This window comes from Streptomyces sp. NPDC052064 (assembly GCF_055585925.1).
This window is the reverse complement of sequence record NZ_JBVJJE010000007.1, coordinates 220729-247382: the sequence shown is the minus strand read 5'-3', so window position 1 is coordinate 247382 and position 26654 is coordinate 220729. Positions and strand designations below refer to the sequence as shown.

Sequence of the window (26654 nt, the reverse complement as noted above, 5' to 3'; positions counted from 1 at the left end):
GGGGATGAGCGTCGGCACGAGCAGCGCACCGGGGGCCCAGGACGCCGGGAGCCCGCCCGCCGTGTCCCGGCCACCCGGTGATCTCGCCGACCTCGGCATCGACCCCGACATGCTGCCCGACGGACTCGTCGTCGCCGACGAGCAGGGCCGGGTCGTCTGCTTCAACGCCGCCGCCGAGCGCATCACCGCCGTCCGCGCCCGGGACGCCCTCGGTCAGCGTCTGGAGAAGGCCCTGCCATTAGAGGATCTGGAGGGGCGGCGCTGGTGGCAGCTGACCGATCCGTACGGCGGCCTCGCGATCCGGGTCGGACAGCCCGAGCGCAACCTCCTCCTCCCCGGCGGCCGTGAGGTGCTGGTCTCCGCGCGCTACGTCCGTACGCGGCCCACCGGGCCCCTGAGGCGCCTGGTCGTCACCCTGCGCGACACCGAGGCCCGCCGCCGCACCGAGCGCAGCCACGCCGAGCTGATCGCCACCGTCGCCCACGAGCTGCGCTCCCCGCTCACCTCCGTCAAGGGCTTCACCGCCACCCTGCTCGCCAAGTGGGAACGCTTCACCGACGACCAGAAGCGGCTGATGCTGGAGACCGTCGACGCCGACGCCGACCGGGTCACCCGGCTCATCGCCGAGCTGCTCGACATCTCGCGGATCGACTCCGGGCGGCTGGAGGTGCGGCGCCAGCCCGTCGACATCGGCGCCGCCGTCGGACGGCACATCCAGGCCTACGTCGCCGCCGGGCAGCCCGCCGACCGGTTCCTGCTGCGCGTCCAGCAGCCGCTGCCCGATCTGTGGGCCGACCCCGACAAGATCGACCAGGTGCTCAGCAACCTCCTGGAAAATGCCGTGCGGCACGGCGAGGGAACTGTCACGATCGACGTCACGGCCACGGCGTCCCCCCGCGAGGGCGAGTACGCCGAGAACGCAGCTACGTCGGTCACGGTGAGCGACGAGGGGCCCGGCATCCCGGAGGAGTCCATGAACCGCGTCTTCACCCGCTTCTGGCGGGGCAGCAAGCGCGGTGGCACGGGCCTCGGGCTCTACATCGTCAAGGGCATCGTCGAAGCCCACGGCGGCACCATCACGGTCGGCCGCGCGCCGGGCGCCGGTGCCGAGTTCCGATTTACGTTGCCCGTGGCGGCTCCGGCGTATCTCGCCTGAGGACCACGGGCGCATTCGTATACCTCCACCCCGTTAGACTCGGCCATTGGCACCTTTGTGTCCCGCAGACGGCCATCGGAGTCGGTGACGGGGACCTTCAGCCAGCCAATCGGAAGCACGGGAAGAGATGTCGGCACCGAATAAGTCGTACGACCCTGTAGAGGTCGAGGCGTTGAAACCGGAAGAGATCGAGCGCATGCGGGACGAGGCGCTCGCCGCCTTCGCCGCCGCGGACTCCCTCGACGCGCTCCACGAGGCCAAGGTCGCCCACACCGGCCCCGCCTCCCCGCTGGCCCTCGCCAACCGCGAGATCGGCGCCCTGCCGCCGCACGCCAAGGCCGACGCCGGCAAGCGCGTCGGGCAGGCCCGCGGCGCCGTGAACAAGGGCCTCGCCGCCCGCCAGGCGGAACTCGAGGCCGAGCGGGACACCCGTGTGCTGGTCGAGGAGGCGGTGGACGTCACGCTGCCCTACGACCGCGTCCCGGCCGGCGCCCGGCACCCGCTCACCACGATGATGGAGCGGGTCGCGGACGTCTTCGTGGCCATGGGCTACGAGATCGCCGAAGGGCCGGAGGCCGAGGCGGAGTGGTTCAACTTCGACGCCCTCAACTTCCTGCCCGACCACCCGGCCCGGCAGATGCAGGACACGTTCTTCGTGCAGGGCCCGAAGGGCACCGAGGAGTCCGGGTCCGGCGTCGTCCTGCGCACCCACACCTCCCCGGTGCAGGCGCGCGCCCTGCTCGACCGTGAGCTGCCGGTCTACATCGTCTGCCCCGGCCGGGTGTTCCGCACCGACGAGCTGGACGCCACGCACACGCCCGTCTTCCACCAGATCGAGCTGCTCGCGATCGACGAGGGCCTGACCATGGCGGACCTCAAGGGCACCCTGGACCACATGGTCCAGTCCCTGTTCGGCGAGGACATGAAGACCCGGCTGCGGCCGAACTACTTCCCCTTCACCGAGCCGAGCGCCGAGATGGACATGCTCTGCTACGTCTGCAAGGGCGAGTCCATCGGCAACCCCGACCGGCCCTGCCGCACCTGCTCGTCCGAGGGCTGGATCGAGCTCGGCGGCTGCGGCATGGTCAACCCGCGGGTGCTCACCGCCTGCGGCGTCGACCCCGAGAAGTACAGCGGCTTCGCCTTCGGGTTCGGCATCGAGCGGATGCTGATGTTCCGCCACAACGTCGAGGACATGCGAGACATGGTCGAGGGTGACGTCCGGTTCACCCGGCCGTTCGGGATGGAGATCTGATGCGGGTCCCGCTTTCTTGGCTGCGGGAGTACGTCGACCTGCCGGCCACCGAGACCGGCCGAGACGTCCAGGCCAAGCTCATTTCGGCCGGTCTGGAGGTCGAGACCGTCGAGCAGCTCGGAGCCGACCTCAAGGGCCCCCTGGTGGTCGGCCAGGTGGCGACCATCGAGGAGCTGACGGAGTTCAAGAAGCCGATCCGCTTCTGCACCGTCGACGTCGGCCAGGCCAACGGCACGGGTGAGCCCCAGGAGATCGTCTGCGGTGCCCGCAACTTCGCCGTCGGCGACAAGGTCGTCGTGGCCCTGCCCGGTGCCGTCCTGCCCGGCGACTTCCAGATCGCCGAGCGCAAGACCTACGGCAAGATGTCCCGCGGCATGATCTGCTCCAGCGACGAACTGAACATGGGCGACGACGGCACCAAGGGCATCATCGTGCTGCCCCCGGAGACCGAGGTCGGCAAGGACGCGATCGAGCTGCTGGAGCTGGTCGACGAGGTCCTCGACATCGCCGTCACGCCCGACCGCGGCTACTGCCTGTCGCTGCGCGGCGTGGCGCGCGAGACCGCCACCGCCTACGGCCTGCCGCTGCGCGACCCGGCACTGATCGATGTGCCCGGCCCCAACGCGTACGGCTACCCGGTGCAGATCTCCGACCCCACCGGCTGCGACCGCTTCACGGCCCGCACGGTGACCGGTCTCAGCGCCGAGGCCCGCTCCCCGATCTGGCTCCAGCGCCGGCTGCAGAAAGTCGGCATGCGCCCGATCTCGCTCGCCGTCGACGTCACCAACTACGTGATGACGGAGCTCGGCCAGCCGCTGCACGCCTACGACCGCGGCCTGGTCCAGGGCACGATCGGCGTGCGCCGGGCCGAGCCGGGCGAGAAGCTCACCACCCTCGACGGAGTCGAGCGCACGCTGGACGCCGAGGACCTGGTGATCACCGACGACCGCGGCCCGATCGGGCTCGCCGGCGTCATGGGCGGCGCCAACACGGAGATCGCCGACCACGACGACACCGAGAACGCCACGGCGGACATCGTGATCGAGGCCGCCCACTTCGACGCGGTGTCGATCGCGCGCACGGCCCGTCGGCACAAGCTGTCCTCCGAGGCGTCCCGGCGCTTCGAGCGCGGCGTCGACCCGCAGGCCGCGGCGGCCGCCGCGCAGCGCACCGTCGACCTGCTGGTCCTGCTCGCGGGCGGCACCGCCGAGGCCGGTGTCACCGAGATCCTCGCTCCGTCGGCGCCGCGCACCATCACCATCCCGGCCGACCACCCGGACAAGGTCGCGGGCGTGGCCTACGGCCGGGAGACCGTCGTGCGGCGGCTCCAGGAGGTCGGCTGTGACGTGTACGGACAGGACGAGCTGATCGTCACCGTGCCGTCCTGGCGCCCCGACCTCACCGACCCGAACGACCTGGCCGAAGAGGTCATCCGCCTGGAGGGCTACGAGAACCTGCCCTCCACGCTGCCCAAGCCGCCGGCCGGCCGCGGTCTGACCGACCGGCAGCGGCTGCACCGCCGTGTCGGCCGGGCCCTGGCCGGTGCCGGATACGTCGAGGCGCTGAACTACCCGTTCATCGGCGAGCAGGTCTTCGACCAGCTCGGCCTCGAAGCGGACGACCCCGCCCGCCGGGTCGTGAAGCTCAGCAACCCGCTGAGCGACGAGGAGCCCGCGCTGCGCACGACGCTGCTGCCGGGTCTGCTCGCCGCCCTGCGGCGCAATGACGGCCGGGGCTCGCACGACCTCGCCCTGTTCGAGTCCGGCTTGGTCTTCCGGCCGCGCGAGGAGCAGCGGATCGCCGCCGTGCTGCCCGTCGACCGCCGCCCGACCGACGAGGAACTCGCCGGGCTGAACGTCGCGCTGCCCGAGCAGCCGCGGCACGTCGCCGTCGTCCTCGCCGGCGCCCGCGAGCAGGCCGGCTGGTGGGGCAAGGACCGTCCGGCCGACTGGGCCGACGCGGTCGAGGCGGCGCGTTCCATCGCCCGTGAGGCGGGCGCCGAGCTGATCATCCGCAAGGGGCAGTACGGGCCGTGGCACCCCGGGCGGTGCGCCGAGCTGGCGATCACCGTGGACGGTGCCGAGCGGGTCGTGGGCCACGCGGGGGAGCTGCACCCGCGCGTGGTGAAGGCGCTGGGGCTGCCGGCGCGTACCTGTGCGATGGAGATCGACCTGGATGCGGTGGAGTCGGCTGGTGACGCCACGGTGAAGGCGCCGCGGATCTCCACGTTCCCCGTTGCCACGCAGGATGTCGCCCTGGTCGTCGACGTGGTTGTTCCGGCGGCGGAGGTCGAGGAGGCCTTGCGTGATGGTGCCGGGGAGCTGCTGGAGTCCATCCGGTTGTTCGATGTGTACGAGAACGTCGAACAGTTGGGAGAGGGGCGGAAGTCGCTCGCGTATGCGTTGCGGTTCCGGGCGGCTGATCGGACGCTGACCGTGGATGAGGCTTCCGCGGCTCGGGATGCGGCGGTTGCCCTCGCGGGTGAACGCGTCGGGGCCGAGTTGCGGAGTTAGTGCCCCTCACTCGTTTGAGTGGTAAATGTAGGCAAACCTGCCCTTTCGGGAGTGCTGTCGACAGAATCGGACCGGCCTATTCGGGCCGGTCCGATTCTGTGTGTCAGGGCCTATTGGGGGGCCATCGGCATGATCCGCATCAGGGGTCGGGTGCGTAGTCTCGGTCTGCCGACGATGTGGGGCGTGGCGGCCGTCACGTACAAGCTGGCCTGTCCGCTCGCTCAGGAGACCGGCCTCGAAGCGCGGATCGTCACCAGTGCCGTGTTCTTCGCGGTCGGTACCGGGCTGATCCTCCATGTGCGGCAGACGCTGATGCGCGAGCTGCGGCAGCTGCGCCGCGTCGCGGGTGCCGCGCAGAGCGCGCTGCTCAGGCCGCTGCCCTCGCGCATCGACGGGCTGGACGTCGCCGCCGCCCAGGTGTCGGCGGAGCGTGGGGCGGCCATCGGCGGTGACCTGTACGAGGTGGTCGCCACCGAGCACGGCGTGCGGGCCGTGATGGGTGACGTACGCGGGCACGGGATCGGCGCCTTCGGGACCGTCGCGGCCGTGCTCGGCTCTTTCCGTGAGGCCGCGCACGACGAGAAGGACCTCGGCGGGGTGCTGCACCGGCTGGAACGCGCCCTGGCCCGGCATCTGCGCCAGGAGCATCCGGCGGGCGCCGCCGAGGAGTTCGTGACGCTGCTGCTGGTGGAGATCCGAGCCGACGGCGAGATGGCCGCGCTGAACTGCGGGCATCCGTGGCCGTACCGGCTGAGCGGCGCGAGCGTCGACCAACTCGCCCCGGCCGATCCGTATCCGCCCCTGGGCCTGTTCCCGCTGCCGACCGAACTGTCCACCGTAGGCCTGGGGTATCTGGAGCACGGTGACGCGCTGTTCCTCTACACGGACGGTGCGCTGGACGCGAGGGACGCCCGTGGCCGGTTCTTTCCGTTGCCGCGTGCTCTGACGAGGGCGGTGCGGGACGCGCCGTTCTCCTCGCAGACGGTCCTGAGCAGGATTTCGCACGACCTTCTGCACCACACGCGGGGCGGACCGGCGGACGACATCGCCCTGCTCGTACTGACGAACGACCGGTGTACTCACCTGAGGGCGCGGGGAACCGCGCGGACAACCGCAACACGCCCGCAGCCGACGACGCGTCCCTGACACCACGGCGCCGGCGATGCCGTCCGCCCCGCCACGGAGTGTCGGGCAGGCGGCTGGGCGGACGGCGGAAGCGGGCCGCCGCACTGTACGAGGGGGAGCCGGCGGCCCGGCCGGCCTCTTTCGAGGCATTTCAGTCAACCGGCTGGCGACTCTCCGCGACAGTGCGCACACAGCGCGGATTCGAGCACTCCGTTCACACCCCGTGTGAAGGCGGAGCCACTAATCTGGCCGCACCGAGCCACCGGGGGGCCCACATGCAGCCCAACACTCTGCTCGACGCGATCCTGGACGAGGCCGGGATCTCGCACGCGGGGCTGGCCGCACACGTCAACCAGGCGGGACGGGCGCGTGGCCTGTCCCTGAGGTACGAACACACCGCCGTCGCCCGGTGGTTGAAGGGGCAGCGTCCCCGGGGCCAGGTGCCCGACCTGATCTGCGAGGTGCTCGCCGCCCGATTGCGGCGGCAGGTGACCCTCGACGACATCGGCCTGGGCATGCCCGGTGAGCCGTCCGCTGCGCACACCGGCTCGCTGTCCGGCTTCGTCGAGCGGGCCACCGCCCTGTGGCGCTCCGACCAGCAACAGCGCCCGCACATCCTGGGCGCGCCCGCGCTCACCGGCACGCCCGCCGTCATGCCGGTGTGGGAGTGGGAGAACCCGCCCGAGGACGTGGACGTCTCCCGCGGCGGCAGACACCGGGTCACCCCCGGCGACCTGGAGATGCTGCGGGCCGCCCGTACGCACTACGAGCAGATGTACCGCAAGGCCGGGGGCATCGCGACGCGGGCCCGCATCGTCGGCTTCCTCAACGCCGAGGCCGCGCCGCTGCTGCGCGGCAGCTACACCGACGAGCTCGGTCGCCAACTCCACCGGGCCACGGGCGGGCTGGTGGCCGTCGCCGGGATCTGCGCCTACGACTCCGACGCGCACGGCCTCGCGCAGCGCTACTTCCATCAGGCCCTGCGGCTCGCCAAGGCCAGCGGCGACCGAGGGCTCGGCGCCTACATCATCGCGCTGCTGGTCAACCAGTCGCTGTTCATGCGGGAGTACCGGCAGGCCGTCGCCTTCGCGGAGGCCGCGCTGCGGGCCGCCGGCAAGCACATCACCCCGGCGCTCGCCTCCGACCTGTACGCGATGCAGGCCAAGGCGTATGCGCATCTCGGCGACGGCACGAGCGCCCTGTCCTGCATCCGGCGGGCCGAGCAGGCCGCGGCACGCATCCGGCGTGGCTACGAGCCCGACGAGACCGGTTATGTCCAGCCGGGGCTGGTCAACGTCCAGGTGGCGGAGGCACTGCTGAGCCTCGGAGAGATCGCGGCCGCCGGGGAGCATGCCGCGGCCGCGGTCGACAACCCGGCGCACGACCGCGGGCGGGTGCACCGGCTGGCCATGCTCAGCACGATCGAGCTGCGGCAGGGCAACGCGGACAAGGCCGTGGCCATCGCCGTGCAGATGGCCGAGCAGGCCCGCGGCATGGAGTCCCATCGGCTGCGGGACAGGCTGCGCGCGGTGCGGGAGCACCTGGTGCGCAGCGGCTGCGCGGGCACGTCCGAGGCCGCGGAACTCATCGACGGGGCACTGCGCGTACCGTTGTAGACCCAGGGCGACGGGCGCCCGCGTCATCCCGAGCGACTTCCCGTGCGCCTGCTGTCAGTACATCCCTGCTGCGATATTGCCACTTACTCGACGGAAGGTGGCAGAACCGTGCAGTGGACGAAACACAACGAACAAACTGTGTACTCAAACCGCTGGTTCAGCGTCAATCTCGCGGATGTCGAACTGCCGGACGGCCGGCACCTCGACCACTTCCTCATACGGCTGCGGCCCGTTGCCGTGGCCACGGTCGTGAACGAGGCCAACGAGGTGCTGCTGCTCTGGCGGCACCGCTTCATCACCGACAGCTGGGGGTGGGAACTCGCGGCGGGCGTCGTCGAGGACGGCGAGGACATCGCCCGCGCGGCCGCCAGGGAACTGGAGGAGGAGACCGGCTGGCGGCCGGGACCCCTGCACCACCTCATGAGCGTGGAGCCGTCCAACGGGCTCACCGACGCCCGGCACCACGTGTACTGGGCCGACGAGGGCGAGTATGTCGGGCACCCCGTGGACGACTTCGAGTCGGACCGCAGGGAATGGGTTCCCCTCAAGCTCGTCCCCGACATGGTCGCCCGCGGGGAGGTCCCGGCCGCCAACATGGCGGCCGCGTTACTGCTGCTGCACCATCTCAGGCTCGGTCAGGACACGTTGCCCTGAGCTAACGTCCCAGCGCCTGCCAGATCGCCACGACGAGGGCACCCACGGCGGTGAGGGCGGCGACCGCGGGCAGCGGCCAGCGCGCGTGTTCGAGGGAGTTGATCCGGGTGTTGAGCTCGTCGAGTTCCTTGGCGGTCTCCTCGGTGCGGTGGCTGAGCAGAGCCAGTCCGCCTTCGACACGGGCGTATGCCACATCGAGGCGGCGTCGTAACTCTGCGAGTTCTCCATGAACGACCGGATGCTCGGGATCGGCGGTCACGAGTCCGCTCCTTTCCGTAGTCGTTGCACATCCCTTGCATGCGCATGAGGAGTCAACTCGCCTGGTGGGCGCCTGGGGAGAGTGTGCGACGGGCATATGCGAGCCCGGCGCGCACACGGTGTGTGAATGCCACGGGCCCGGCACCAATTCCGGTGCCGGGCCCGTGGCATGGCTGAATTCTGACCGTCCGTAATCAGCCTTGGGGGAACCCGGGCCGTATGACGACATGGGGACGCCGCCGGGCCCGGCGGTGGCCGGAGGAGCGGCGGCGTTGAGGTGGCGGCCTCGGCCGGGCGGTCAGCCGTACGTGTAGAAGCCCGACCCCGTCTTGCGGCCCAGCCGGCCCGCGTCGACCATGCGCTGGAGGAGCGGGGGAGCGGCGTACAGGGGCTCCTTGTACTCCTCGTACATCGACTGGGCCACCGAGGCGACCGTGTCCAGGCCGATGAGGTCGGAGAGCTTCAGCGGGCCCATCGGGTGGGCGCAGCCCATCTCCATGCCGTTGTCGATGTCCTCGCGGCTGGCGATGCCCGTCTCGAACATCCGGATCGCGGAGAGCAGGTACGGGATCAGCAGCGCGTTCACCACGAAGCCGGAGCGGTCCTGGGCGCGGATCGCGTGCTTGCCCAGCAACTTCTCGGTGAACAGCTGGGCCCGGCTCAGCGTGCCCTCGGACGTGGTGAGGGCCGGGATCAGCTCGACGAGCTTCTGCACCGGGGCCGGGTTGAAGAAGTGGATGCCGATGACCTGGTCGGGCCGCGAGGTCGCCACCGCCAGCTTCACCAGCGGGATGGAGGAGGTGTTGGAGGCCAGGATGGCGTCGGGCCGGGTCACGACCTGGTCGAGCACCTGGAAGATCTCGGTCTTGACCTGCTCGTTCTCGACGACGGCCTCGATCACCAGGTCGCGGTCGGCGAACTCGCCGAGGTCCGTGGTGAAGCTCAGTCGGGCCTGCGTGGCCTCCAGCTCCTCCTCGGTGATCTTGCCGCGCTCGGCTGCCTTGGCCAGGGAGTTGAACAGCCGGGTCCGGCCGATCTCCAGGGCCTCGCCGGTGGTCTCGGCGACCATGACGTCCAGACCGGCCCGGGCGCACACCTCGGCGATCCCCGCGCCCATCTGACCGCAGCCCACGACTCCGACGCGTGCAATGTCTCCCGCTGGGATGTCCGTCACATCGTCCCTTTCGCTGCTGATCCACTTCTGGGCAGGTGCTCCGGGTTCCGGTGCCTGCTCCGTTCGTGCACGTTACTCCCAAGTATCGATGATCGATCGCGGGGGGCGGGTCCGCTTCGGGCATGCTGGGCACGGAGCGATCCGCAGCCGGGCGGATCCGCGGCTTTTTGGGGCATGCGGATGGGACGAGTGTCACGCAGGGCGTTCGCGGTGGCGGCGCTGTCGGCTTTCACGATGACGCCTCCGGCGTCGGCCGCGCCCAAGCGGGACGGCAGGGGCGGAGGCAGGGCGGCCTCCGAGATGCGGGGCGTGTGGCTGGCCACCATGGCCAACCGCGACTGGCCGTCGAAGCCGGGGCTGACCGCCGCGCAGCAGCGGGCCGAGCTGATCACCCACCTCGACAGGGCGGTCCGCAACCGGCTCAACACCGTGATCTTCCAGGTCCGGCCCGCGGCGGACGCCCTGTGGCCCTCGTCGTACGAGCCGTGGTCGCAGTACCTCACCGGCACCCAGGGCAAGAACCCGGGCTGGGACCCGCTGGGCACGGCCGTGGAGGAGGCCCACGCCCGCGGCCTGAAGCTGCACGCCTGGTTCAACCCGTACCGCGTCGCCGCCCACGCCGATCCGAACCGGCTCGCCGCCGGCCACCCCGCCCGCAGGAACCCGGGCTGGGTGGTGACGTACGGCGGGAAGCTCTACTACAACCCCGGGCTGCCCGAGGTCCGTGACTTCGTGCAGGACGCGATGCTCGACGCGGTGAAGAAGTACCCCGTGGACGGCGTCCACTTCGACGACTACTTCTACCCGTACCCGGTGGCGGGCCAGACCTTCGACGACGACACGGCCTACGCGGAGTACGGCGCCGCCTTCCCGGACCGGGCCGCGTGGCGGCGGGACAACATCGACAAGCTGGTACGGGAGACGGCGGACCGCGTCAAGCAGGTCCGGCCCGGCACCCCCTTCGGCATCAGCCCCTTCGGTGTGTGGCGCAACGCCGCCACCGATCCGCTCGGCTCGGACACCCGAGCGGGCGTGCAGACCTACGACGACCTGCACGCGGACACGCGCAAGTGGGTGCGCGAGAGCTGGATCGACTACATCGTCCCGCAGCTGTACTGGAACATCGGCTTCGCCGCCGCCGACTACGCGAAGCTGGTGCCCTGGTGGGCGGGGGTCGCGCGCGGCACGTCGACGAGGCTCTACGTGGGGGAGGCGCTGTACAAGGCCGGTGACCCGGCGCAGCCCGCGTCCTGGCAGGACCCGGCCGAGCTGTCCCGGCACCTGACGCTGGCCAGGGATCACGCGCAGGTGCGCGGACACGTCTTCTTCGCCGCCAAGGACATGGCGACCGATCGGATCGGGGCGATGGCGAGGGTGGTCGCCGACCACTACGCGCAGCCGGCGCCCCCGCCGCGGTGAATCACGGTCCGGTGGTGGTCTCCCGGTGCCGGATCTCGGTGTCGGGTCCCGGCGAACACACGCCCTCGTGCCCGTCCTCGAACCGGACGCGGTACGGGGGACTGCCCTCCTGGCCCAGCACTTCGACGATCTCGCCGACCTTGTCGTGCTGACCGACCACCCTGCCGTGCTGGACAAGCTGGTCGCCCACGGTTGCGCGCATCTGGGGCCTCCTCACGATGTGTGGAGCAGCGGTCCGTGGCCTCCGAGTCTACGGCCGGGGGCGCCACTCGGCAGGGGCCGGGCGTGCCCCGCTCAGCCGCGCGCCCGTTGTGTGACGGCGATGCAGACCAGCACCGCCGCGGCTGTCAGCGGGGCGGCCACCGTCAGGTGCTCGCCCAGCAGCAGCACCGACCACACCAGTGTGAGCAGGGGCTGAGCGAGCTGCAACTGGCTGGCCTTCGGGATGCCGATGGCCGCCATGCCCCGGTACCAGACGACCAGTCCGAGGAACTGCGAACCCGCCGCGACCCACAGCAGCCCGGTGACGCTGTGCGCGGTCAGCTGCACGGTTTCCCGCGTCAGCGCGAACGCGGCGACGGTCACGGTCAGCGGCAGGCACAGCACCAGCGCCCAGCCGATGACGTGCCAGCCCGGCATGACCCGGGCCAGCCGGCCGCCCTCGGTGTAGCCGGCCGCGCACACCAGCAGCGCCGCGAAGAGGTACAGGTCGGCCGTGCTCAGGGCGCCGCCGCTCTGCTGCACAGTGAAGGCCAGCACCGCCGCCGCGCCGGCGAGGGCCGCCGTCCAGAAGGTGCGCGAGGGCCGGGTGCCGACGCGCAGGGCGGAGAAGAGCGCGGTGGTCAGGGGGAGCAGTCCGACCACGACGGCGGCGTGCGCGGTGGTGGAGGTCTCCAGTGCCAGCGTGGTCAGCAGCGGGAAACCGAGCACGACACCGGCCGCCACGACCGCGAGGCCGAACCAGTGGCGGCGGGCGGGCAGCGGTACCCGCAGGGCGAGCAGCGCACTGCCCGCGATCACCGCCGCCAGGACGCTGCGGACGGCGACCAGCGACCAGGGCCCGAAGCCCTCCAGGCCCCAGGCAGTGGCGGGGAAGGTGAGGGAGAAGGCGATGACGCCCAGGGCGGCCTGGAGGGTGCCGAGGCCGGGCTGCTGCTCCCGATCCACGGCGACTGCTATCCGGGAAGCGGTAGTAGCGCTACTCTGTACTCTCATGCAAGAGCGTAGCAGCGTCGGTGAACTGGCGGAACGGCTGCGGCGGGAGCTGGACCGCTACTCACCGGGTGGAAAGCTGCCGTCGAGTCGGGCCTTGGTCGAGCGGTTCCGGGTGAGTCCCGTGACCGTGTCGCGGGCGCTGGCGCAGCTCGCCGCCGAGGGACTGGTGGTCACCCGGCCCGGCGCGGGCGCGTTCCGTGCGCAGGCCCGGACGGCACCGGCCCCCGCCGGGGACACCTCCTGGCAGGAGGTCGCGCTCAGCGCGGACGGTGCCGCCGACCTCGTACCACGCTCGGTGGACGCCTCCGGGGTACTGGTCTCGCTGGCCGCCCCGCCGCCCGGCGTGATCGAGTTCAACGGCGGCTATCTGCACCCGTCGTTGCAGCCCGAGCGCGCGATGGCCGCCGCCCTGTCGCGCGCCGGACGCCGGCCCGGCGCCTGGGGACGTCCGCCCATGGAGGGGCTGCCGGAGCTGCGGGAGTGGTTCGCGCGGGGCATCGGCGGATCCCTCACGGCCGCCGAGGTGCTGGTCACCGCGGGCGGACAGTCCGCGCTCACCACCGCCCTGCGCGCCCTCGCCCCGCCCGGCGCCCCGGTCCTCGTCGAGTCGCCGACCTACCCCGGCATGCTCGCCATCGCCCGCGCAGCGGGCCTGCGCCCGGTGCCCGTCCCGGTGGACGCGGACGGCGTGAAACCGGCGCTGCTCGCCGACGCCTTCCGGGCCACCGGCGCCCCGGCCTTCGTCTGCCAGCCGCTCTTCCAGAATCCCACCGGTGCCGTGCTCGCGCCCGAGCGGCGCCGCGAGGTGCTGCGCATCGCCCGCGCGGCGGGCGCGTTCGTCGTCGAGGACGACTTCGTGCGGCGACTTGTGCACGAGGACGCGGGGCCGCTGCCGCGCCCGCTGGCCGCCGACGACCCCGACGGTGTCGTCGTCCACGTCTGCTCGCTGACCAAAGCGACCTCGCCGAGCTTCCGGGTGAGCGCCCTGGCCGCGCGCGGCCCGGTCCTGGAGCGGCTGCGCGCGATCCAGGTCGTCGACACCTTCTTCGTGCCCCGGCCCCTTCAGGAGGCGGCACTCGAACTCGTCGGCTCTCCTGCCTGGCCGCGCCATCTGCGAGCCGTGTCCGCCGAGTTGAAGGCGCGCCGGGACGCGATGACCGCCGCGCTGGCGCTGCACCTGCCGGAACTCGCCCTGCCGCACGTGCCGTCCGGCGGCTACCACCTGTGGCCGCGCCTGCCCGACGGAGCGGACGAACCGGGGCTGGTGTCGGCCGCCCTGAGGGCCGGCGTCGCCATCACCCCCGGACGCCCCTACTTCAGCGCCGAGCCGCCGGCCGCGCACGTCCGGCTGAGCTTCGCTGCGGTCGCCGGGACCGGGGAGATCCTGGAGGGGGTACGGCGACTGCGCAAGGCCTGCGACGAGGTGCTGGGATAAGAGTTCGACGCATGGCCGCCGACCTGCGAACATCCCGTCATGACCGACGCGCCGAGCCTGCCCGAGGGCTACGAGATCTCCACCGACCCCGCCCGCGTCGACGCCGAGCGGGTCCACCACTGGCTGTCCACCGACGCGTACTGGGCGCTGGGCCGCTCACGCGAGAAGCAGGACCGGGCGATCGAGGGGTCGCTCAACTTCGGCGTGTACGACACGGTGTCGGGGGAGCAGGTCGCGTACGCACGGGTCATCACGGACCGGGCGACGTTCGGGTGGCTGTGCGACGTGTACGTCGATCCGTCGGTGCGCGGCAAGAACGTCGGCACCGCGCTCGTGGCGGCCGTACGGGAGGAGCTGCGGCAGTACGGGGTGCGTCGGGTCCTGCTCGCCACGCAGGACGCGCACGGCGTCTACGGGAAACTCGGGTTCGCGGCGCTGGAACGGCCCGAGCACTGGATGGCGCTCATCTTCGGCCAGTGAGGGTCGATGCACCCTGGGTAACTCTCGGGTAATACCTCTTGACCTGCGCACTTGCGGCGCTCACGATCGCCGCATGCCACTTCGGGTCACGTTCGTCGCCGCCGCGCGCAGCTCGCCGCTGCTCGCCGAGCGCTTCGCGGACGACCGGCCGCTGGACCCGGCCGGCTGGGGTGAGGTGGAGCGCGTCGCCCACGAGCTGCTGCCGCTCGCCGCGGCCGAGCTGCGCTACTGCTCGCCGACCCCGCGCAGCCGTGCGACGGGGGAGGGGCTCGGGTACGCGCCGCTCGTGCAACTCGGCCTGCGGGACTGCGACATGGGCCGCTGGCGCGGGCTGACCCTGGGCGAGGCGATGGCCCGGGAGCCGGAGGCGGTGGACGCCTGGCTCGCCGACCCGCGCGCCACACCGCACGGTGGTGAGTCGCTGGTGGACTTCATCACCCGCGTCGGCGGCTGGCTCGACACCCGGCCCGTCGAGGACGGCTGCCGGGTCGTGGCGGTCGCCGAGCCGTCCGTGATCCGTGCCGCCCTGGTGTACGCCCTGAAGGCACCGCCCTCGACGTACTGGAACATCGACGTCCGTCCGCTGTCGACGGCCGCCGTGACGGGCCGGGCGGGGCGCTGGAACCTGCGCTTCGACGGGGTGCCGGCTCAGACTTCGCGTGCGTAGTCGGTGGGGAGCATTGATCAGTACTCGCGCGCGTAGTCGGTTCGGAGCACCAGGTCCTTGGCCGGGCCGCGTACGTGCCACACCGTCCGCCACTGGTCCGCGTCGCGGACGGTGAACTCGCCGCGGTAGAGGTCCGCGGCGCAGGGGTGGTCCGCGATGTGCCGCCCGGACGTCAGGTCCAGGTCGTGGAACGGCCGCCCGTCCGCGAACCGCACGTCCGCCGTGCCGCCCGGGCCCGGCAGGAATCGCAGCGTCCGCTCGGCGGGCCGGGCGACGCCCTGCCAGACGAAGGTGCCGGACTCGTGGTGCAGCAGCCCGCCGACCTCCTCCGCGGCGAACACGGTGGTTCCGGAGAACTCCCCCTGCTCACGGCTCGCGAGATCCCGCACCGACCTGGCCACGCGCCAGCGCCCGGCCAGATACGCGAGTGCGTCCGGCACTGGCCAGAAGTCGCCCATTCCGTACCGCTCTCCGTCCCAACCGTTGCTGCGCGACCCATTGACGCGCATCCGCCCCCTCCCTATCTTGCCGTTCGAAGTGCTGATCAATGTCTGATATTTCGAACACTCCTCTACCAGAGAGCCGCGGAGTATCCATGCCACGCACCGCCCGCACCCGATGGAGAGTCGGTCTCACGGCCACCGCCCTCCTGACGGCAGCAGCCCTCGTACCGGCCCCCGCGCACGCCGAGGACGTCACCGACTACGCGATCACCGTCGACCCGTCCGCCAAGGGCGCGGCGATCGACGACACGATGTACGGCGTCTTCTTCGAGGACATCAACCGGGCCGCCGACGGCGGTCTGTACGCCGAGCTCGTGCAGAACCGCTCCTTCGAGTACTCCACCGCCGACAACGGCTCCTACACGCCCCTGACCTCGTGGGCGGTCGGCGGCACGGCCGAGGTCGTGAACGACTCGGGCCGCCTCAACGAGCGCAACCGCAACTACCTCTCACTGGGCGCCGGTTCCTCCGTGACGAACGCCGGCTACAACACCGGCATCCGGGTCGAGAAGGGCAAGAGGTACGACTTCTCCGTGTGGGCCCGCGCCGAGAGCGGCAGCACGCTCACCGTCTCCCTCAAGGACACGGCGGGCACGCTGGCGACCGCCCGGCAGACGGCCGTCAAGGGCGGCTGGGCCAAGTACAAGGCCACCTTCACCGCGACCCGCACCAGCAACCGCGGCCGCCTGGCCGTCGCCTCGGCGAACGCCGCCGCGCTCGACGAGATATCGCTCTTCCCGCGCGACACCTACAAGAACCAGCCGAACGGCCTGCGCAAGGACCTCGCCGAGAAGATCGCGGCCCTGAAACCGGGCTTCGTGCGCTTCCCCGGCGGCTGCCTGGTCAACACCGGTTCCATGGAGGACTACAGCGAGGCCTCGAACTGGCAGCGCAAGCGCAGCTACCAGTGGAAGGACACCATCGGTCCGGTCGAGGAGCGCGCCACCAACGCCAACTTCTGGGGCTACAACCAGAGCTACGGCCTCGGCTACTACGAGTACTTCCGCTTCTCCGAGGACATCGGCGCCATGCCGCTGCCCGTCGTCCCCGCCCTGGTGACCGGCTGCGGCCAGAACAAGGCCACGGACGACGACGCCCTGCTCAAGCGCCATATCCAGGACACCCTCGACCTCATCGAGTTCGCCAACGGCCCGGCGACCTCCAAGTGGGGCAAGGTGCGGGCGCAGATGGGCCACCCCAAGCCCTTCCACCTGACCCACCTCGGAGTCGGCAACGAGGAGAACCTCCCGAAGGAGTTCTTCGCCCGCTTCCAGCAGTTCCGGGCCGCCATCGAGGCCAAGTACCCGGACATCACCGTCATCTCCAACTCGGGCCCGGACGACGCCGGCACGACCTTCGACACCGCCTGGCAGCTCAACCGCGAGGGCAACGTCGACATGGTCGACGAGCACTACTACAACAGCCCGAACTGGTTCCTCCAGAACAACGACCGCTACGACTCCTACGACCGCAAGGGCCCCAAGGTCTTCCTCGGGGAGTACGCCTCCCAGGGCAACGCCTGGAAGAACGGCCTCTCCGAAGCCGCCTTCATGACCGGCCTGGAGCGCAACGCGGACATCGTCAAGCTCGCCTCGTACGCCCCGCTGCTCGCCAACGAGGACTACGTCCAGTGGCGGCCGGACATGATCTGGTTCAACAACCGGGCCTCCTGGAACTCGGCCAACTACGAGGTCCAGAAGCTGTTCATGACCAACGTCGGCGACCGCGTCGTCCCGTCGAAGGCCACGACCACGCCGAACGTCAGCGGCCCGATCACGGGTGGCGTCGGCCTGTCCACGTGGGCGACCAGCGCCGCGTACGACGACGTGAAGGTCACCGCCGCGGACGGCTCGACGCTCCTGAGCGACGACTTCTCCGGTGACGCCTCGAAGTGGACCACCAGCGGCCGGGGCAGCTGGAGCATCCAGGACGGGCAGTACGTCCAGACCGACACGGCCGCCGAGAACACCCTGGTCACGGCCGGCGACCCGGCCTGGAAGGACTACGACCTGCATGTGAAGGCCACCAAGAAGTCCGGCAAGGAGGGCTTCCTCGTCGCCTTCGGCGTCAAGGACACCGGCAACTTCTACTGGTGGAACCTGGGCGGCTGGAACAACACCCAGTCCGCGATCGAGCAGGCCGTGGACGGCGGCAAGGGCACGCTGATGACGAAGGCCGGGTCGATCGAGACGGGCCGTGCCTACGACATCGACATCAAGGTGCGCGGCCGCCAGGTCACCCTGTTCCTGGACGGCAAGGAGTGGGGCAGCTTCAAGGACGACAAGCCGGCCGAGCCGTTCCGTCAGGTCGTCACCAAGGACGCGAAGACCGGTGACCTGATCGTCAAGGTCGTCAACGCCCAGTCCGCCGAGGCCCGTACGGCCGTCGACCTGGGTGGCGCGAAGGTCGCCTCCACGGCCCGTGTGACCACGCTGGCCGCCGAGGAGGACGCCGTCAACACGGAGACGGACACGCCGGTGACGCCGGTGACGTCCACCTTCCGTGGAGTGGCCGGGAAGTTCACCTACACCTTCCCGGCGAACTCCGTCACCTTCCTGCGGATCAAGCAGAGCTAGCACCTCGCGTGGGCCACCGCCCCCTGTGGGGTGGTGGCCCACGCCTTCTCATGTACGCCCGGGATGAACTCCGGCCATGAACTCCCGCTCCATCAGTGCCTTGAGTACGCGCGGTGCTCCGAGGGCGGCCGGAACCTGACCCCTGGGGGAATTGCATAAACGTGCAGAGAAACGTATAGTCATGCCCTCTAAGGAGGAGGTTCCATGGCGGTACGTGCGGCAGTGGCCGGAGCGAGTGGATACGCGGGCGGGGAACTGCTGCGTCTGCTCCTGGCGCACCCCGAGATCGAGATCGGCGCCCTGACCGGCAACTCCAACGCGGGGCAGAAACTCGGTGCGCTCCAGCCGCACCTGCTGCCCCTGGCCGGGCGAGTGCTCCAGGAGACCACCCCCGAGGTCCTCGCCGGGCACGACGTCGTGTTCCTCGCGCTGCCGCACGGGCAGTCCGCCGCCGTCGCCGAGAAGCTCGGGCCGGACGTGCTGGTGATCGACATGGGCGCCGACTTCCGGCTGACGGACGCCGCCGCCTGGGAGCGGTTCTACGGCTCGAGGCACGCCGGAACCTGGCCCTACGGCCTCCCCGAACTGCCGGGTGCCCGCGCTGCGCTGGAGGGGTCCAAGCGCGTCGCGGTGCCCGGTTGCTACCCCACGGCCGTGTCGCTGGCGCTCTTCCCGGCGTACGCCGCCGGGCTCGCCGAGCCCGAGGCCGTGATCGTCGCCGCGTCCGGCACCTCCGGCGCGGGCAAGGCGCCCAAACCGCACCTGCTGGGCAGCGAGGTCATGGGCTCGATGTCCCCGTACGGCGTCGGCGGCGGGCACCGGCACACCCCCGAGATCACCCAGAACCTCAGCGCTGCCGCGGGCGAGCCGGTCTCCGTCTCCTTCACGCCGACCCTCGCGCCGATGCCCCGCGGCATCCTCGCCACGTGCAGCGCGAAGGCGACGGACGGGACCACCGTCGAGTCCCTGCGCGTCGCCTACGAGAAGGCCTTCGCCGACGAGCCCTTCGTGCACCTGCTGCCCGAGGGGCAGTGGCCCGCCACGGCGTCCGTCTACGGTTCGAACGCCGTTCACGTACAGGTCGCGTACGACGCGGCCGCCGGACGGATCATCGTGATCAGCGCCATCGACAACCTCACCAAAGGCACCGCCGGCGGTGCCGTCCAGAGCATGAACATCGCCCTGGGGCTCGACGAGACCACCGGACTGACGACGATCGGAGTTGCGCCGTGAGTGTGACGGCAGCGAAGGGATTCACGGCGGCGGGCATCGCCGCCGGGATCAAGGAGAACGGCAACCCCGACCTGGCCCTCGTGGTCAACACCGGGCCCCGCCGCGCCGCCGCCGGCGTCTTCACCTCCAACCGCGTGAAGGCCGCACCGGTGCTGTGGTCCGAGCAGGTCATGAAGAGCGGCCAGGTGTCCGCCGTCGTCCTCAACTCCGGCGGCGCCAACGCCTGCACGGGCCCGAAGGGCTTCCAGGACGCACACGCGACGGCCGAGAAGGTCGCCGAGGTCCTCGGGCGGGGCGCCATCGAGGTCGCCGTCTGCTCGACCGGCCTGATCGGCATCCTCCTGCCGATGGACAAGCTGCTCCCGGGCGTGGAGAAGGCAGCCGCGTCGCTGAGTGAGCACGGCGGTGAGAAGGCCGCCATCGCCATCAAGACCACCGACACCGTCCACAAGACGTCCGTCGTCACCAAGGACGGCTGGACCGTCGGCGGCATGGCCAAGGGCGCGGGCATGCTCGCCCCCGGCCTCGCCACCATGCTCGTCGTTCTCACCACCGACGCCGACCTGGACGACGACGTACTCGACAAGGCCCTGCGGGCGGCCACCCGGACGACCTTCGACCGGGTCGACTCCGACGGCTGCATGTCCACCAACGACACCGTGCTGCTGCTCGCCTCCGGCGCCGCCGACGTCACCCCGGAGTACGAGGAGTTCGCCGAGGCCGTCCGGCAGGTCTGCGACGACCTCGGTCAGCAGCTCATCCGGGACGCCGAGGGCGCCAGCAAGGACATCAAGGTCGAGGTGATCAACGCCGCGACCGAGGACGACGCCGTCGAGGTGGGCCGCTCCATCGCCCGCAACAACCTCCTCAAGTGTGCGATCCACGGCGAGGACCCCAACTGGGGCCGGGTGCTGTCGGCGATCGGCACGACCAGCGCCGCCTTCGAGCCGGACCGGCTCAACGTCGCCATCAACGGCGTCTGGGTGTGCAAGAACGGCGGCGTCGGCGAGGACCGCGACAAGGTCGACATGCGCTACCGCGAGGTGCACATCGTCGCCGACCTCGCCGCCGGGTCCGAGACCGCGACGATCTGGACCAACGACCTCACCGCGGACTACGTCCACGAGAACAGCGCGTACTCGTCATGAGCACTACCCGCAAACACACCGCCCTGCCCAAGGCGCAGATCCTCATCGAGGCGCTGCCGTGGCTGGTCCGGCACAACGGCAAGACGGTCGTCATCAAGTTCGGCGGCAACGCCATGATCGACGAGGACCTGAAGGCCGCCTTCGCCCAGGACGTGGTGTTCCTGCACCACGCCGGCCTCAAGCCCGTCGTCGTGCACGGCGGCGGCCCGCAGATCAGCGCCGCCCTCGACCAGCACGGCATCGTCAGCGAGTTCAAGGCGGGCCTCCGGGTGACCACCGAGGACGCCATGGACGTCGTACGGATGGTGCTGGCCGGCCAGGTGCAGCGCGAGCTGGTCGGCCTGCTCAACCAGCACGGCCCGCTCGCCGTCGGCCTGACGGGCGAGGACGCGCACACCATCACCGCCACCAAGCACCAGCCCGAGATCGACGGCGAACTGGTCGACATCGGCCGCGTCGGCGAGATCACCGCGATCGACACGGGCGCGATCGAGGCCCTGCTCGCCGACGGCCGCATCCCGGTCGTCTCGTCGATCGCCCGCTCCCAGGACGACGGACATGTCTACAACGTCAATGCTGATACGGCGGCTGCGGCACTCGCTGCTGCACTGGGCGCCGAAACCCTCATGGTCCTCACGGACGTCGAGGGACTCTACGAGGACTGGCCCCACAGCGACGAGGTGATCAGCCGCCTCACCGCCTCCGAACTGGAGCGGCTGCTGCCGGACCTGTCGTCCGGCATGGTGCCGAAGATGGAGGGCTGCCTGCACGCCGTACGGGGCGGCGTCACCACCGCCCGGGTCATCGACGGCCGGGTCCAGCACTCGATCCTGCTGGAGATCTTCACCGACGAGGGGATCGGCACGATGGTCGTGGCCGACGAGAAGCCCGAGGGACCGGGCGGACAGGGGGAGTCGTGAGCAACCAGGAACTGACCGAACGGTGGCAGGGCGCCCTGATGAACAACTACGGCACCCCGAGGCTCCCGCTCGTCCGCGGCGAGGGCACCAAGCTGTGGGACGCCGACGGCAAGCAGTACCTGGACTTCGTCGGCGGCATCGCGGTCAACGCGCTCGGCCACGCCCACCCGGCCGTCGTCGAGGCCGTGAGCCGGCAGATCGCCTCCCTCGGACATGTCTCCAACCTGTTCGTCGCCGAGCCGCCGGTCGCGCTCGCCGAACGGCTGCTCCAGCTCTTCGGCCGCGACGGCAAGGTCTACTTCTGCAACTCCGGCGCCGAGGCCAACGAGGGCGCCTTCAAGATCGGCCGGCTCACCGGGCGGACCCACATGGTCGCGACCCAGGGCGGCTTCCACGGCCGCACCATGGGCGCCCTCGCGCTCACCGGCCAGCCCGGCAAGCGGGAACCCTTCCTGCCCATGCCCGGCGACGTCACGCACGTCCCGTACGGCGACGCGCAGGCTCTGGCCGCCGCGGTGACGGAGGAGACGGCCCTCGTCGTCATCGAGCCGGTCCAGGGCGAGAACGGGGTCGTGGTCCCGCCCGCCGGCTACCTCAAGGCCGCCCGGGCCATCACCGCCGCCACCGGCGCGCTGCTCGTCCTCGACGAGGTGCAGACCGGCGTCGGCCGGACCGGCCACTGGTTCGAGTACCAGGCCCACGAGGGTGTGCTGCCCGACGTCGTCACCCTCGCCAAGGGCCTCGGCGGCGGACTGCCGCTCGGCGCGACCGTCGCCTTCGGACGCGCCGCCGAATTGCTCCAGCCCGGCCACCACGGCACGACCTTCGGCGGCAACCCCGTCGCCTGCGCCGCCGGGCTCGCCGTCCTCGACACCATCGAGAACGAGGGGTTGCTGCAGAACGTCAAGCGGCAGAGCGAGAAGTTGCGGGACGGGATCGAGGCCCTCGGTCACGACTTGATCGATTTCGTCCGGGGCGCGGGCCTCCTCCTGGGTATCGTGCTCACCGAGCCGCTCGCGCCCCAGGTGCAGCAGGCGGCTCAGGACGCCGGCCTCCTGGTGAACGCGCCCGCCCCCGACGTCGTACGGCTCATGCCGCCGCTGAACATCGACGACGCGGAGGTGGACGCCTTCCTCCGGGCGCTGCCCGGCGTCCTCGACGCAGCAGCCGACGGGGACGGACGATCCGGGGAATGAGACGACGATGAGCCAGGCGCAGGACCACGAGCAGCCGGGGGCGAACGGGCCCGCCGTGCCGCAGACCCGCACCGCACGCCACCGCCGGATCGTGGACATCCTCAACCGGCAGCCCGTGCGGTCGCAGAGCCAGCTGGCGAAGCTGCTCGCCGACGACGGGCTGAGCGTCACGCAGGCGACGCTCTCCCGGGATCTGGACGAGCTGAACGCGGTGAAGATCCGCAACGCCGACGGCGACCTGATCTACGCGGTGCCGAGCGAGGGCGGTTTCCGCACGCCGCGCGCTCCGCTGGGCGGGTCGGCCAAGGAGGAGCGGATGCGGCGGCTGTCGCAGGAGCTGCTGATCTCCGCGGAGGCTTCGGCGAACCTCGTGGTCCTGCGGACTCCTCCGGGGGCCGCGCAGTTCCTGGCGTCGGCGATCGATCAGGCCGAACTGCACGACATTCTGGGGACGATCGCCGGTGACGACACGTTGCTGTTGATCAGCCGGAACCCTGACGGGGGGCAGGCGCTGGCCGACCATTTGCTGAGGCTGGCGCAGAACGGGCACTGAGCACGCCGTAGGGGTTGCCGGTGGTGTCGCGGGTGCGCTGTGGCTGGTCGCGCAGTTCCCCGCGCCCCTACGTAGCTGCGGGCAATCGTGCCGCTGAGGGCGGCACGGGTGGGCGCAGCGGCACCCCGCCGGCGCGGGTGGAGCGAACGCCCCGCCCCCAGCCCCCACTCACCCCAACCGTGCAGCCAACCCCCCAGTACAGCGCACCTCATCGCCGGCCGTAATCAACAGCGCCTCAACCCCCGGCAGCGACTCCAGCCAAGCCAGCCCCTCCCGCGACCCCATCGCAAACGCCGCCGTGGCCCAGCAGTCCGCCCAGGTCAGCCGAGGCCCCACCACGGTCACGGCGACCAGGTCGGTCACGGCCGAACGCCCCGTACGCGGGTCGACGATATGCGCGCCCCGCTCGGCGGTCCCGGACGTGGCCACGGCCAGCTCACCCACCCCGGCGGCGGAGATCACCGCCGCGAGACCCCCGGGCCGCAGGGGATCCGAGACCCCGACCCGCCACGGCCGCTGTGAACCCGGGACGCCGAGCAACTGCACATCGCCGCCGCCGTTGACGCTCACCCCGCTCACCCCGGGCACCGCCGCCAGCTGCCGCGCCGCCCGCTCGACCGCCCAGCCCTTCACGATGCCGGTCGGATCGAGGCGGCCCCCGTACGACGTGCTGAACCAGCCGTCGCTCAGCCGCTCCGCCTCGGCCGCCAGCTCCAGGACCTCGGCGACCTCGGGATCGCACTCCTCGACCGTCAGCCGGCCGCGTTGCAGCCGGGAGATCTGGCTGTCCTCGCGGTAGGTGCTGAACACCTCGTCGACCCGGTGCAGCCCGGCGACGGCCTCGTCCACCGCCGCGCGCACGGCGCCGGGTTCCCCGCCGCGGACGTCGAAGGAGAAGACGGTCCCCATCGTCTCCTCCGCATGACGTACCGCGGCGGGAGCCTGTGCGGAGTCGGCCACCGTGTCAGCCACCGGCCTGGTCCAGCGCCGACTGGAGGGACTGCTTGTAGCCGGCGCTGGTGTAGGTGGCTCCGGAGACGGCGTCGATCTGCGCGTTTCCGGCCGCCACTGCTGCCTGGTTGAGGCGAGGGACGGAGGCTGAGGTGATCTGGTCGCTGCGGCCGCCCTTGGGGGCCTGGACGGCTTCGGCCTTGGTGATCTTCCCGCCGGCGACGGTGACGCGGACCTGGACCGGGCCGTACTGCGTCTGCGCGACACTGCCCGTGACGGTCTTGGCCTGGGCGCTGCCCGAGCCGGAGCCCTGGGAGGAGCCGCCGCCTGCCGGAGCCTTGTCCAAAGCGGACTGGAGGGACTGCTTGTAACCCGCGCTGGTGTAGGTGGCGCCCGAGACCGCGTCGATGTCCGCGCTCCCGGCCGTCACCGCCGCCTGGTTGAGGCGGGGAACGGAGGCGGCGGTGATCTGGTCGCTGCGGCCGCCCTTGGGGGCCTGGACGGCTTCGGCCTTGGTGATCTTTCCGCCGGCGACGGTGAGGCGGACCTGGACGGGGCCGTACTGCGTCTGCGCGACATCGCCGGTCACGGTCTGGGCGTTGCCCGAACCCTGCGCGCCGCCCGCCGAGGCCTTGGCCTTGTCCAGGGCCGACTGGAGGGACTTCTTGTAGCCGGCGCTGGTGTACGTCGCCCCGGACACGGCGTCGATGTCCGCGCTCTGGGCGGCGACCGCCGCCTGGTTGAGGCGGGGCACGGAGCTGGCGGTGATCTGGTCGCTGCGCCCGCCCTTGGGGGCCTGGACCGCCTCGGCCTGAGTGATCTTGCCGCCGCTCATGGTCAGGCGCACCTGCACCGCGCCGTACTGCGTCTGCGCCGCGTCACCGGTGACGGCGCCGTTCACGCCGCCCTGCGGGGCCTGCCCGGCGGCCGCGGGCGGGAGCTGACCGCCCGCGGCCTGGGCGGAGCCCGGGTCGGAGGCCGGCTTCAGTGACAGCAGCAGCACGATCCCGGAGACGGTGGCTGCGCCGGCGAGTACGGCACGCCGGACGGGGTGACTCTTCCTCATCGTTTCTCAAGCTCCTGAAGGGCCGTTGATGTCCCGTCGCTCACATCTCGAACGACTCGTGATGGATACGGCGGGCGGGGACTCCCGCGCCGCGCAGTGCCTCGTACACCGACTGCGCGAAGCCGGGCGGCCCGCACATGAAGACGTCGTGGCGGTCGATGTCCGGGATCTTGCGCTGGAGTGACTCCGCCGAGATGTCGGGACGTTCCCCGTCGGGGCTGTTGACCGCGTACATCAGCCGGGCCCCGCGCTCGTCGGCGATCTTGGCGAGCTCGCTCCACAGGGCCAGGTCCTGGGTGCTGTTGGCCCGGTAGAGCAGCGTGATGTCGCCGGACGCGCCCGGCAGGGTTTCGAACAGGGCCCGCATCGGGGTGATGCCGACACCGCCCGCGACCAGCAGTACCTTGCCGCGGCTGCGGCGCTGCGCGGTCATCGCGCCGTACGGGCCCTCCGCCCACACCTTGGTGCCGGGCTCGAGCTCGCGCAGCCGGGAGGTGTGGTCACCGATCGCCTTGACGGTGATCCGCAGCATGTCCGGGCGGGGCGCCGCCGACAGGGAGTACGGGTGCGAACTGAAGCGCATGCCGGGCGCCTTGAACCGCCAGCGGAAGAACTGGCCCGCCTCCGCGCCCATCCGGTGCAGCTTGCGCCCGCCGATCAGTACGGACACGATGCCCGGGGTCTCCTCGATGACCGCCTCGACCCGCATCCGGTGCCGCAGGTTCAGCCGGATCGGGGTGAGGATCCGGTACCAGAGGACGAGTGCGGTCACCACGCCGTACAGCCCGTACCAGAAGGTCTTGGCGGCGGGTTCGACGGCGAACTCGTTGCCGGTCGTGATCTGGTGCCAGAACGTCAGGTACACCGCCGCGTAGGTGAGCAGGTGCACGTGGTACCAGGTGTCGTACCCGATCAGACGGCGGACGCCGCCGATCGAGAGGATCCCGATGACGAACAGCAGGCCCGTGCCGATGGCGGCCTTGCCCATGTCCGGAAGCTGGTTGATGGAATCGGTCGTCTGCTGGACGATGGCGCCGAGCCCCTTGCCCGCCTGGAGGGCGTAGCCCCACATGGTGAGGAAGACGTGGGCGAGGACCAGGCAGAGTGTGTAGCGGCCGGTCATGGCGTGCCAGCGGGCGACCCGGTCGGTGCCCACCCGTCGCTCCAGCGCGGGCACCCGGGCCATCTGGAGCACCACGAGCGCCATGAGGTAGCCGGCGAGCAGGCCGGTGATCCGGCCCGCGGCCAGGATCTTGCTCGTGGTGTCCGCGAGGGACGGTGTGTTGTCCCACCACAGCCACAGCACGGCCGCCGCACCCGCCCACAGGGCGATCAGCAGCGGTACGGCCGGGGAGCGGCGCGGGCGGATGCGGCGCATCGTCTGGCGGCGGGCGGCACGGCCGCCTGCGAGCGTGGTGGTCACGGTTCCTCCGTGGGGACTTGACCCTTGGCCCACAGATACGTGCCGGGACACGGGAGTGTTCAGCCGTGCACCGAGTCGTGCGCGTACGGAAGTGACCGGCGGTAACCCGGACAGGTTC

The 26654-nt window shown here is 71.2% G+C and carries 24 protein-coding genes; 16 read left to right on the top strand and 8 right to left on the bottom strand.

Annotated elements, in window-relative coordinates; translation table 11 throughout:
• Positions 1-4: 4 nt before the first annotated feature.
• From ACZ6TU_RS20820 to ACZ6TU_RS20795, 6 genes are all read left to right on the top strand, one after another.
• On the top strand, positions 5-1156 hold the full coding sequence (locus ACZ6TU_RS20820) for a sensor histidine kinase (protein ID WP_467675553.1): 1152 nt from the start codon (positions 5-7) through the stop codon (positions 1154-1156).
• A 127-nt stretch (positions 1157-1283) separates the two neighbouring features.
• Positions 1284-2411, top strand: coding sequence for a phenylalanine--tRNA ligase subunit alpha (gene pheS, locus ACZ6TU_RS20815; RefSeq protein WP_467675551.1), 1128 nt, complete (start codon positions 1284-1286; stop codon positions 2409-2411).
• Complete coding sequence (gene pheT / locus ACZ6TU_RS20810; protein ID WP_469550150.1) at positions 2411-4924, top strand: phenylalanine--tRNA ligase subunit beta; 2514 nt, start codon at positions 2411-2413, stop codon at positions 4922-4924. Before pheS ends, pheT begins: the two co-directional genes overlap by 1 nt.
• Positions 4925-5098: 174 nt before the next feature.
• Positions 5099-6070 carry a PP2C family protein-serine/threonine phosphatase gene (locus tag ACZ6TU_RS20805; RefSeq protein WP_469550400.1) on the top strand — a complete coding sequence of 324 codons (972 nt, stop codon included), beginning with the start codon at positions 5099-5101 and terminating at the stop codon, positions 6068-6070.
• Positions 6071-6324: 254 nt separating this feature from the next.
• Entirely contained in the window at positions 6325-7665 is a 1341-nt protein-coding gene (locus tag ACZ6TU_RS20800; RefSeq protein WP_469550147.1) for a transcriptional regulator, read from the top strand.
• Between the two features lie 108 nt (positions 7666-7773).
• Positions 7774-8319 (top strand): NUDIX hydrolase, encoded by a 546-nt coding sequence (locus tag ACZ6TU_RS20795; RefSeq protein WP_086848493.1) that lies wholly within the window; start codon positions 7774-7776, stop codon positions 8317-8319.
• A gap of 1 nt (position 8320) precedes the next feature.
• Here ACZ6TU_RS20795 and ACZ6TU_RS20790 read toward each other — a convergent pair whose 3' ends face one another.
• Both ACZ6TU_RS20790 and ACZ6TU_RS20785 read right to left on the bottom strand, forming a co-directional pair.
• Positions 8321-8578: a hypothetical protein gene (locus tag ACZ6TU_RS20790; protein ID WP_338776696.1), complete on the bottom strand. Its 258-nt coding sequence runs from the start codon at positions 8576-8578 to the stop codon at positions 8321-8323.
• Between the two features lie 297 nt (positions 8579-8875).
• A complete protein-coding gene (locus tag ACZ6TU_RS20785; RefSeq protein ID WP_469550141.1) occupies positions 8876-9751 on the bottom strand; it encodes a 3-hydroxybutyryl-CoA dehydrogenase in 876 nt (291 codons plus the stop codon).
• Between the two features lie 180 nt (positions 9752-9931).
• Here ACZ6TU_RS20785 and ACZ6TU_RS20780 point away from each other — a divergent pair, with 180 nt between their 5' ends.
• On the top strand, positions 9932-11170 hold the full coding sequence (locus tag ACZ6TU_RS20780) for a glycoside hydrolase family 10-like protein (protein WP_469550138.1): 1239 nt from the start codon (positions 9932-9934) through the stop codon (positions 11168-11170).
• 1 nt (position 11171) lies between these two features.
• Here ACZ6TU_RS20780 and ACZ6TU_RS20775 read toward each other — a convergent pair whose 3' ends face one another.
• Together ACZ6TU_RS20775 and ACZ6TU_RS20770 are read right to left on the bottom strand one after the other, a co-directional pair.
• Positions 11172-11372, bottom strand: coding sequence for a DUF1918 domain-containing protein (locus ACZ6TU_RS20775; protein WP_059422898.1), 201 nt, complete (start codon positions 11370-11372; stop codon positions 11172-11174).
• 92 nt (positions 11373-11464) lie between these two features.
• Entirely contained in the window at positions 11465-12385 is a 921-nt protein-coding gene (locus ACZ6TU_RS20770; protein ID WP_469550135.1) for a DMT family transporter, read from the bottom strand.
• Here ACZ6TU_RS20770 and ACZ6TU_RS20765 point away from each other — a divergent pair.
• The 3 genes from ACZ6TU_RS20765 (at position 12384) to ACZ6TU_RS20755 (ending at position 14967) form a co-directional block, all read left to right on the top strand.
• Positions 12384-13820, top strand: a complete 1437-nt coding sequence (locus ACZ6TU_RS20765) for an aminotransferase-like domain-containing protein (protein WP_467675539.1) — start codon at positions 12384-12386, stop codon at positions 13818-13820. The two genes, ACZ6TU_RS20770 and ACZ6TU_RS20765, sit on opposite strands and share 2 nt — an antisense overlap.
• 39 nt (positions 13821-13859) lie before the next feature.
• Positions 13860-14300, top strand: coding sequence for a GNAT family N-acetyltransferase (locus ACZ6TU_RS20760; RefSeq protein WP_467675537.1), 441 nt, complete (start codon positions 13860-13862; stop codon positions 14298-14300).
• 73 nt (positions 14301-14373) lie between these two features.
• Complete coding sequence (locus ACZ6TU_RS20755; protein WP_467675535.1) at positions 14374-14967, top strand: histidine phosphatase family protein; 594 nt, start codon at positions 14374-14376, stop codon at positions 14965-14967.
• A 17-nt stretch (positions 14968-14984) separates the two neighbouring features.
• Here the strand turns inward: ACZ6TU_RS20755 and ACZ6TU_RS20750 are convergent, their stop codons facing one another.
• Entirely contained in the window at positions 14985-15425 is a 441-nt protein-coding gene (locus ACZ6TU_RS20750) for a DUF6314 family protein (RefSeq protein WP_467675904.1), read from the bottom strand.
• A 137-nt stretch (positions 15426-15562) separates the two neighbouring features.
• On the opposite strand from ACZ6TU_RS20750, the gene ACZ6TU_RS20745 reads away from it, so the two are divergent.
• From ACZ6TU_RS20745 to ACZ6TU_RS20720, 6 genes are all read left to right on the top strand, one after another.
• On the top strand, positions 15563-18046 hold the full coding sequence (locus tag ACZ6TU_RS20745) for an alpha-L-arabinofuranosidase C-terminal domain-containing protein (protein ID WP_467675533.1): 2484 nt from the start codon (positions 15563-15565) through the stop codon (positions 18044-18046).
• 204 nt (positions 18047-18250) lie between these two features.
• Positions 18251-19279 (top strand): N-acetyl-gamma-glutamyl-phosphate reductase, encoded by a 1029-nt coding sequence (argC, locus tag ACZ6TU_RS20740; RefSeq protein ID WP_467675531.1) that lies wholly within the window; start codon positions 18251-18253, stop codon positions 19277-19279.
• Positions 19276-20427 (top strand): bifunctional glutamate N-acetyltransferase/amino-acid acetyltransferase ArgJ, encoded by a 1152-nt coding sequence (gene argJ / locus ACZ6TU_RS20735; RefSeq protein ID WP_467675529.1) that lies wholly within the window; start codon positions 19276-19278, stop codon positions 20425-20427. The genes argC and argJ overlap by 4 nt, the downstream gene beginning before the upstream one ends.
• On the top strand, positions 20424-21347 hold the full coding sequence (gene argB / locus ACZ6TU_RS20730) for an acetylglutamate kinase (RefSeq protein ID WP_467675527.1): 924 nt from the start codon (positions 20424-20426) through the stop codon (positions 21345-21347). The genes argJ and argB overlap by 4 nt, the downstream gene beginning before the upstream one ends.
• A complete protein-coding gene (locus ACZ6TU_RS20725) occupies positions 21344-22543 on the top strand; it encodes an acetylornithine transaminase (protein ID WP_467675525.1) in 1200 nt (399 codons plus the stop codon). Before argB ends, ACZ6TU_RS20725 begins: the two co-directional genes overlap by 4 nt.
• Positions 22544-22550: 7 nt before the next feature.
• The gene (locus tag ACZ6TU_RS20720) at positions 22551-23096 is read left to right on the top strand and encodes an arginine repressor (RefSeq protein WP_086561825.1); all 546 of its coding nucleotides are present in this window, start codon (positions 22551-22553) and stop codon (positions 23094-23096) included.
• A gap of 168 nt (positions 23097-23264) precedes the next feature.
• On the opposite strand, the gene ACZ6TU_RS20715 is transcribed toward ACZ6TU_RS20720, so the two are convergent.
• From ACZ6TU_RS20715 to ACZ6TU_RS20705, 3 genes are read right to left on the bottom strand one after another with little or no spacing between them, the layout of a single operon-like run.
• Positions 23265-24068 carry an FAD:protein FMN transferase gene (locus ACZ6TU_RS20715; protein WP_467675523.1) on the bottom strand — a complete coding sequence of 268 codons (804 nt, stop codon included), beginning with the start codon at positions 24066-24068 and terminating at the stop codon, positions 23265-23267.
• Positions 24061-25113: an FMN-binding protein gene (locus ACZ6TU_RS20710; protein WP_469550125.1), complete on the bottom strand. Its 1053-nt coding sequence runs from the start codon at positions 25111-25113 to the stop codon at positions 24061-24063. The genes ACZ6TU_RS20715 and ACZ6TU_RS20710 overlap by 8 nt, the downstream gene beginning before the upstream one ends.
• A 40-nt stretch (positions 25114-25153) precedes the next feature.
• Complete coding sequence (locus ACZ6TU_RS20705; protein ID WP_467675519.1) at positions 25154-26536, bottom strand: ferredoxin reductase family protein; 1383 nt, start codon at positions 26534-26536, stop codon at positions 25154-25156.
• Positions 26537-26654: the final 118 nt, after the last annotated feature.

What these genes read in the sequence shown, in the direction of transcription:
- ACZ6TU_RS20820 (WP_467675553.1), top strand. Translation starts at nt 5, where the DNA reads ATGAGCGTCGGCACGAGCAGCGCACCGGGGGCCCAGGACGCCGGGAGC.
- ACZ6TU_RS20750 (WP_467675904.1), bottom strand. Translation starts at nt 15,425, where the DNA reads ATGGGCGACTTCTGGCCAGTGCCGGACGCACTCGCGTATCTGGCCGGG.
- ACZ6TU_RS20780 (WP_469550138.1), top strand. Translation starts at nt 9,932, where the DNA reads ATGGGACGAGTGTCACGCAGGGCGTTCGCGGTGGCGGCGCTGTCGGCT.
- ACZ6TU_RS20765 (WP_467675539.1), top strand. Translation starts at nt 12,384, where the DNA reads ATGCAAGAGCGTAGCAGCGTCGGTGAACTGGCGGAACGGCTGCGGCGG.
- ACZ6TU_RS20805 (WP_469550400.1), top strand. Translation starts at nt 5,099, where the DNA reads ATGTGGGGCGTGGCGGCCGTCACGTACAAGCTGGCCTGTCCGCTCGCT.
- ACZ6TU_RS20775 (WP_059422898.1), bottom strand. Translation starts at nt 11,372, where the DNA reads ATGCGCGCAACCGTGGGCGACCAGCTTGTCCAGCACGGCAGGGTGGTC.
- ACZ6TU_RS20760 (WP_467675537.1), top strand. Translation starts at nt 13,860, where the DNA reads ATGACCGACGCGCCGAGCCTGCCCGAGGGCTACGAGATCTCCACCGAC.
- pheT (WP_469550150.1), top strand. Translation starts at nt 2,411, where the DNA reads ATGCGGGTCCCGCTTTCTTGGCTGCGGGAGTACGTCGACCTGCCGGCC.
- ACZ6TU_RS20710 (WP_469550125.1), bottom strand. Translation starts at nt 25,113, where the DNA reads ATGAGGAAGAGTCACCCCGTCCGGCGTGCCGTACTCGCCGGCGCAGCC.
- argC (WP_467675531.1), top strand. Translation starts at nt 18,251, where the DNA reads ATGGCGGTACGTGCGGCAGTGGCCGGAGCGAGTGGATACGCGGGCGGG.
- pheS (WP_467675551.1), top strand. Translation starts at nt 1,284, where the DNA reads ATGTCGGCACCGAATAAGTCGTACGACCCTGTAGAGGTCGAGGCGTTG.
- ACZ6TU_RS20800 (WP_469550147.1), top strand. Translation starts at nt 6,325, where the DNA reads ATGCAGCCCAACACTCTGCTCGACGCGATCCTGGACGAGGCCGGGATC.
- ACZ6TU_RS20770 (WP_469550135.1), bottom strand. Translation starts at nt 12,385, where the DNA reads ATGAGAGTACAGAGTAGCGCTACTACCGCTTCCCGGATAGCAGTCGCC.
- argB (WP_467675527.1), top strand. Translation starts at nt 20,424, where the DNA reads ATGAGCACTACCCGCAAACACACCGCCCTGCCCAAGGCGCAGATCCTC.
- ACZ6TU_RS20755 (WP_467675535.1), top strand. Translation starts at nt 14,374, where the DNA reads ATGCCACTTCGGGTCACGTTCGTCGCCGCCGCGCGCAGCTCGCCGCTG.
- ACZ6TU_RS20720 (WP_086561825.1), top strand. Translation starts at nt 22,551, where the DNA reads ATGAGCCAGGCGCAGGACCACGAGCAGCCGGGGGCGAACGGGCCCGCC.
- ACZ6TU_RS20745 (WP_467675533.1), top strand. Translation starts at nt 15,563, where the DNA reads ATGCCACGCACCGCCCGCACCCGATGGAGAGTCGGTCTCACGGCCACC.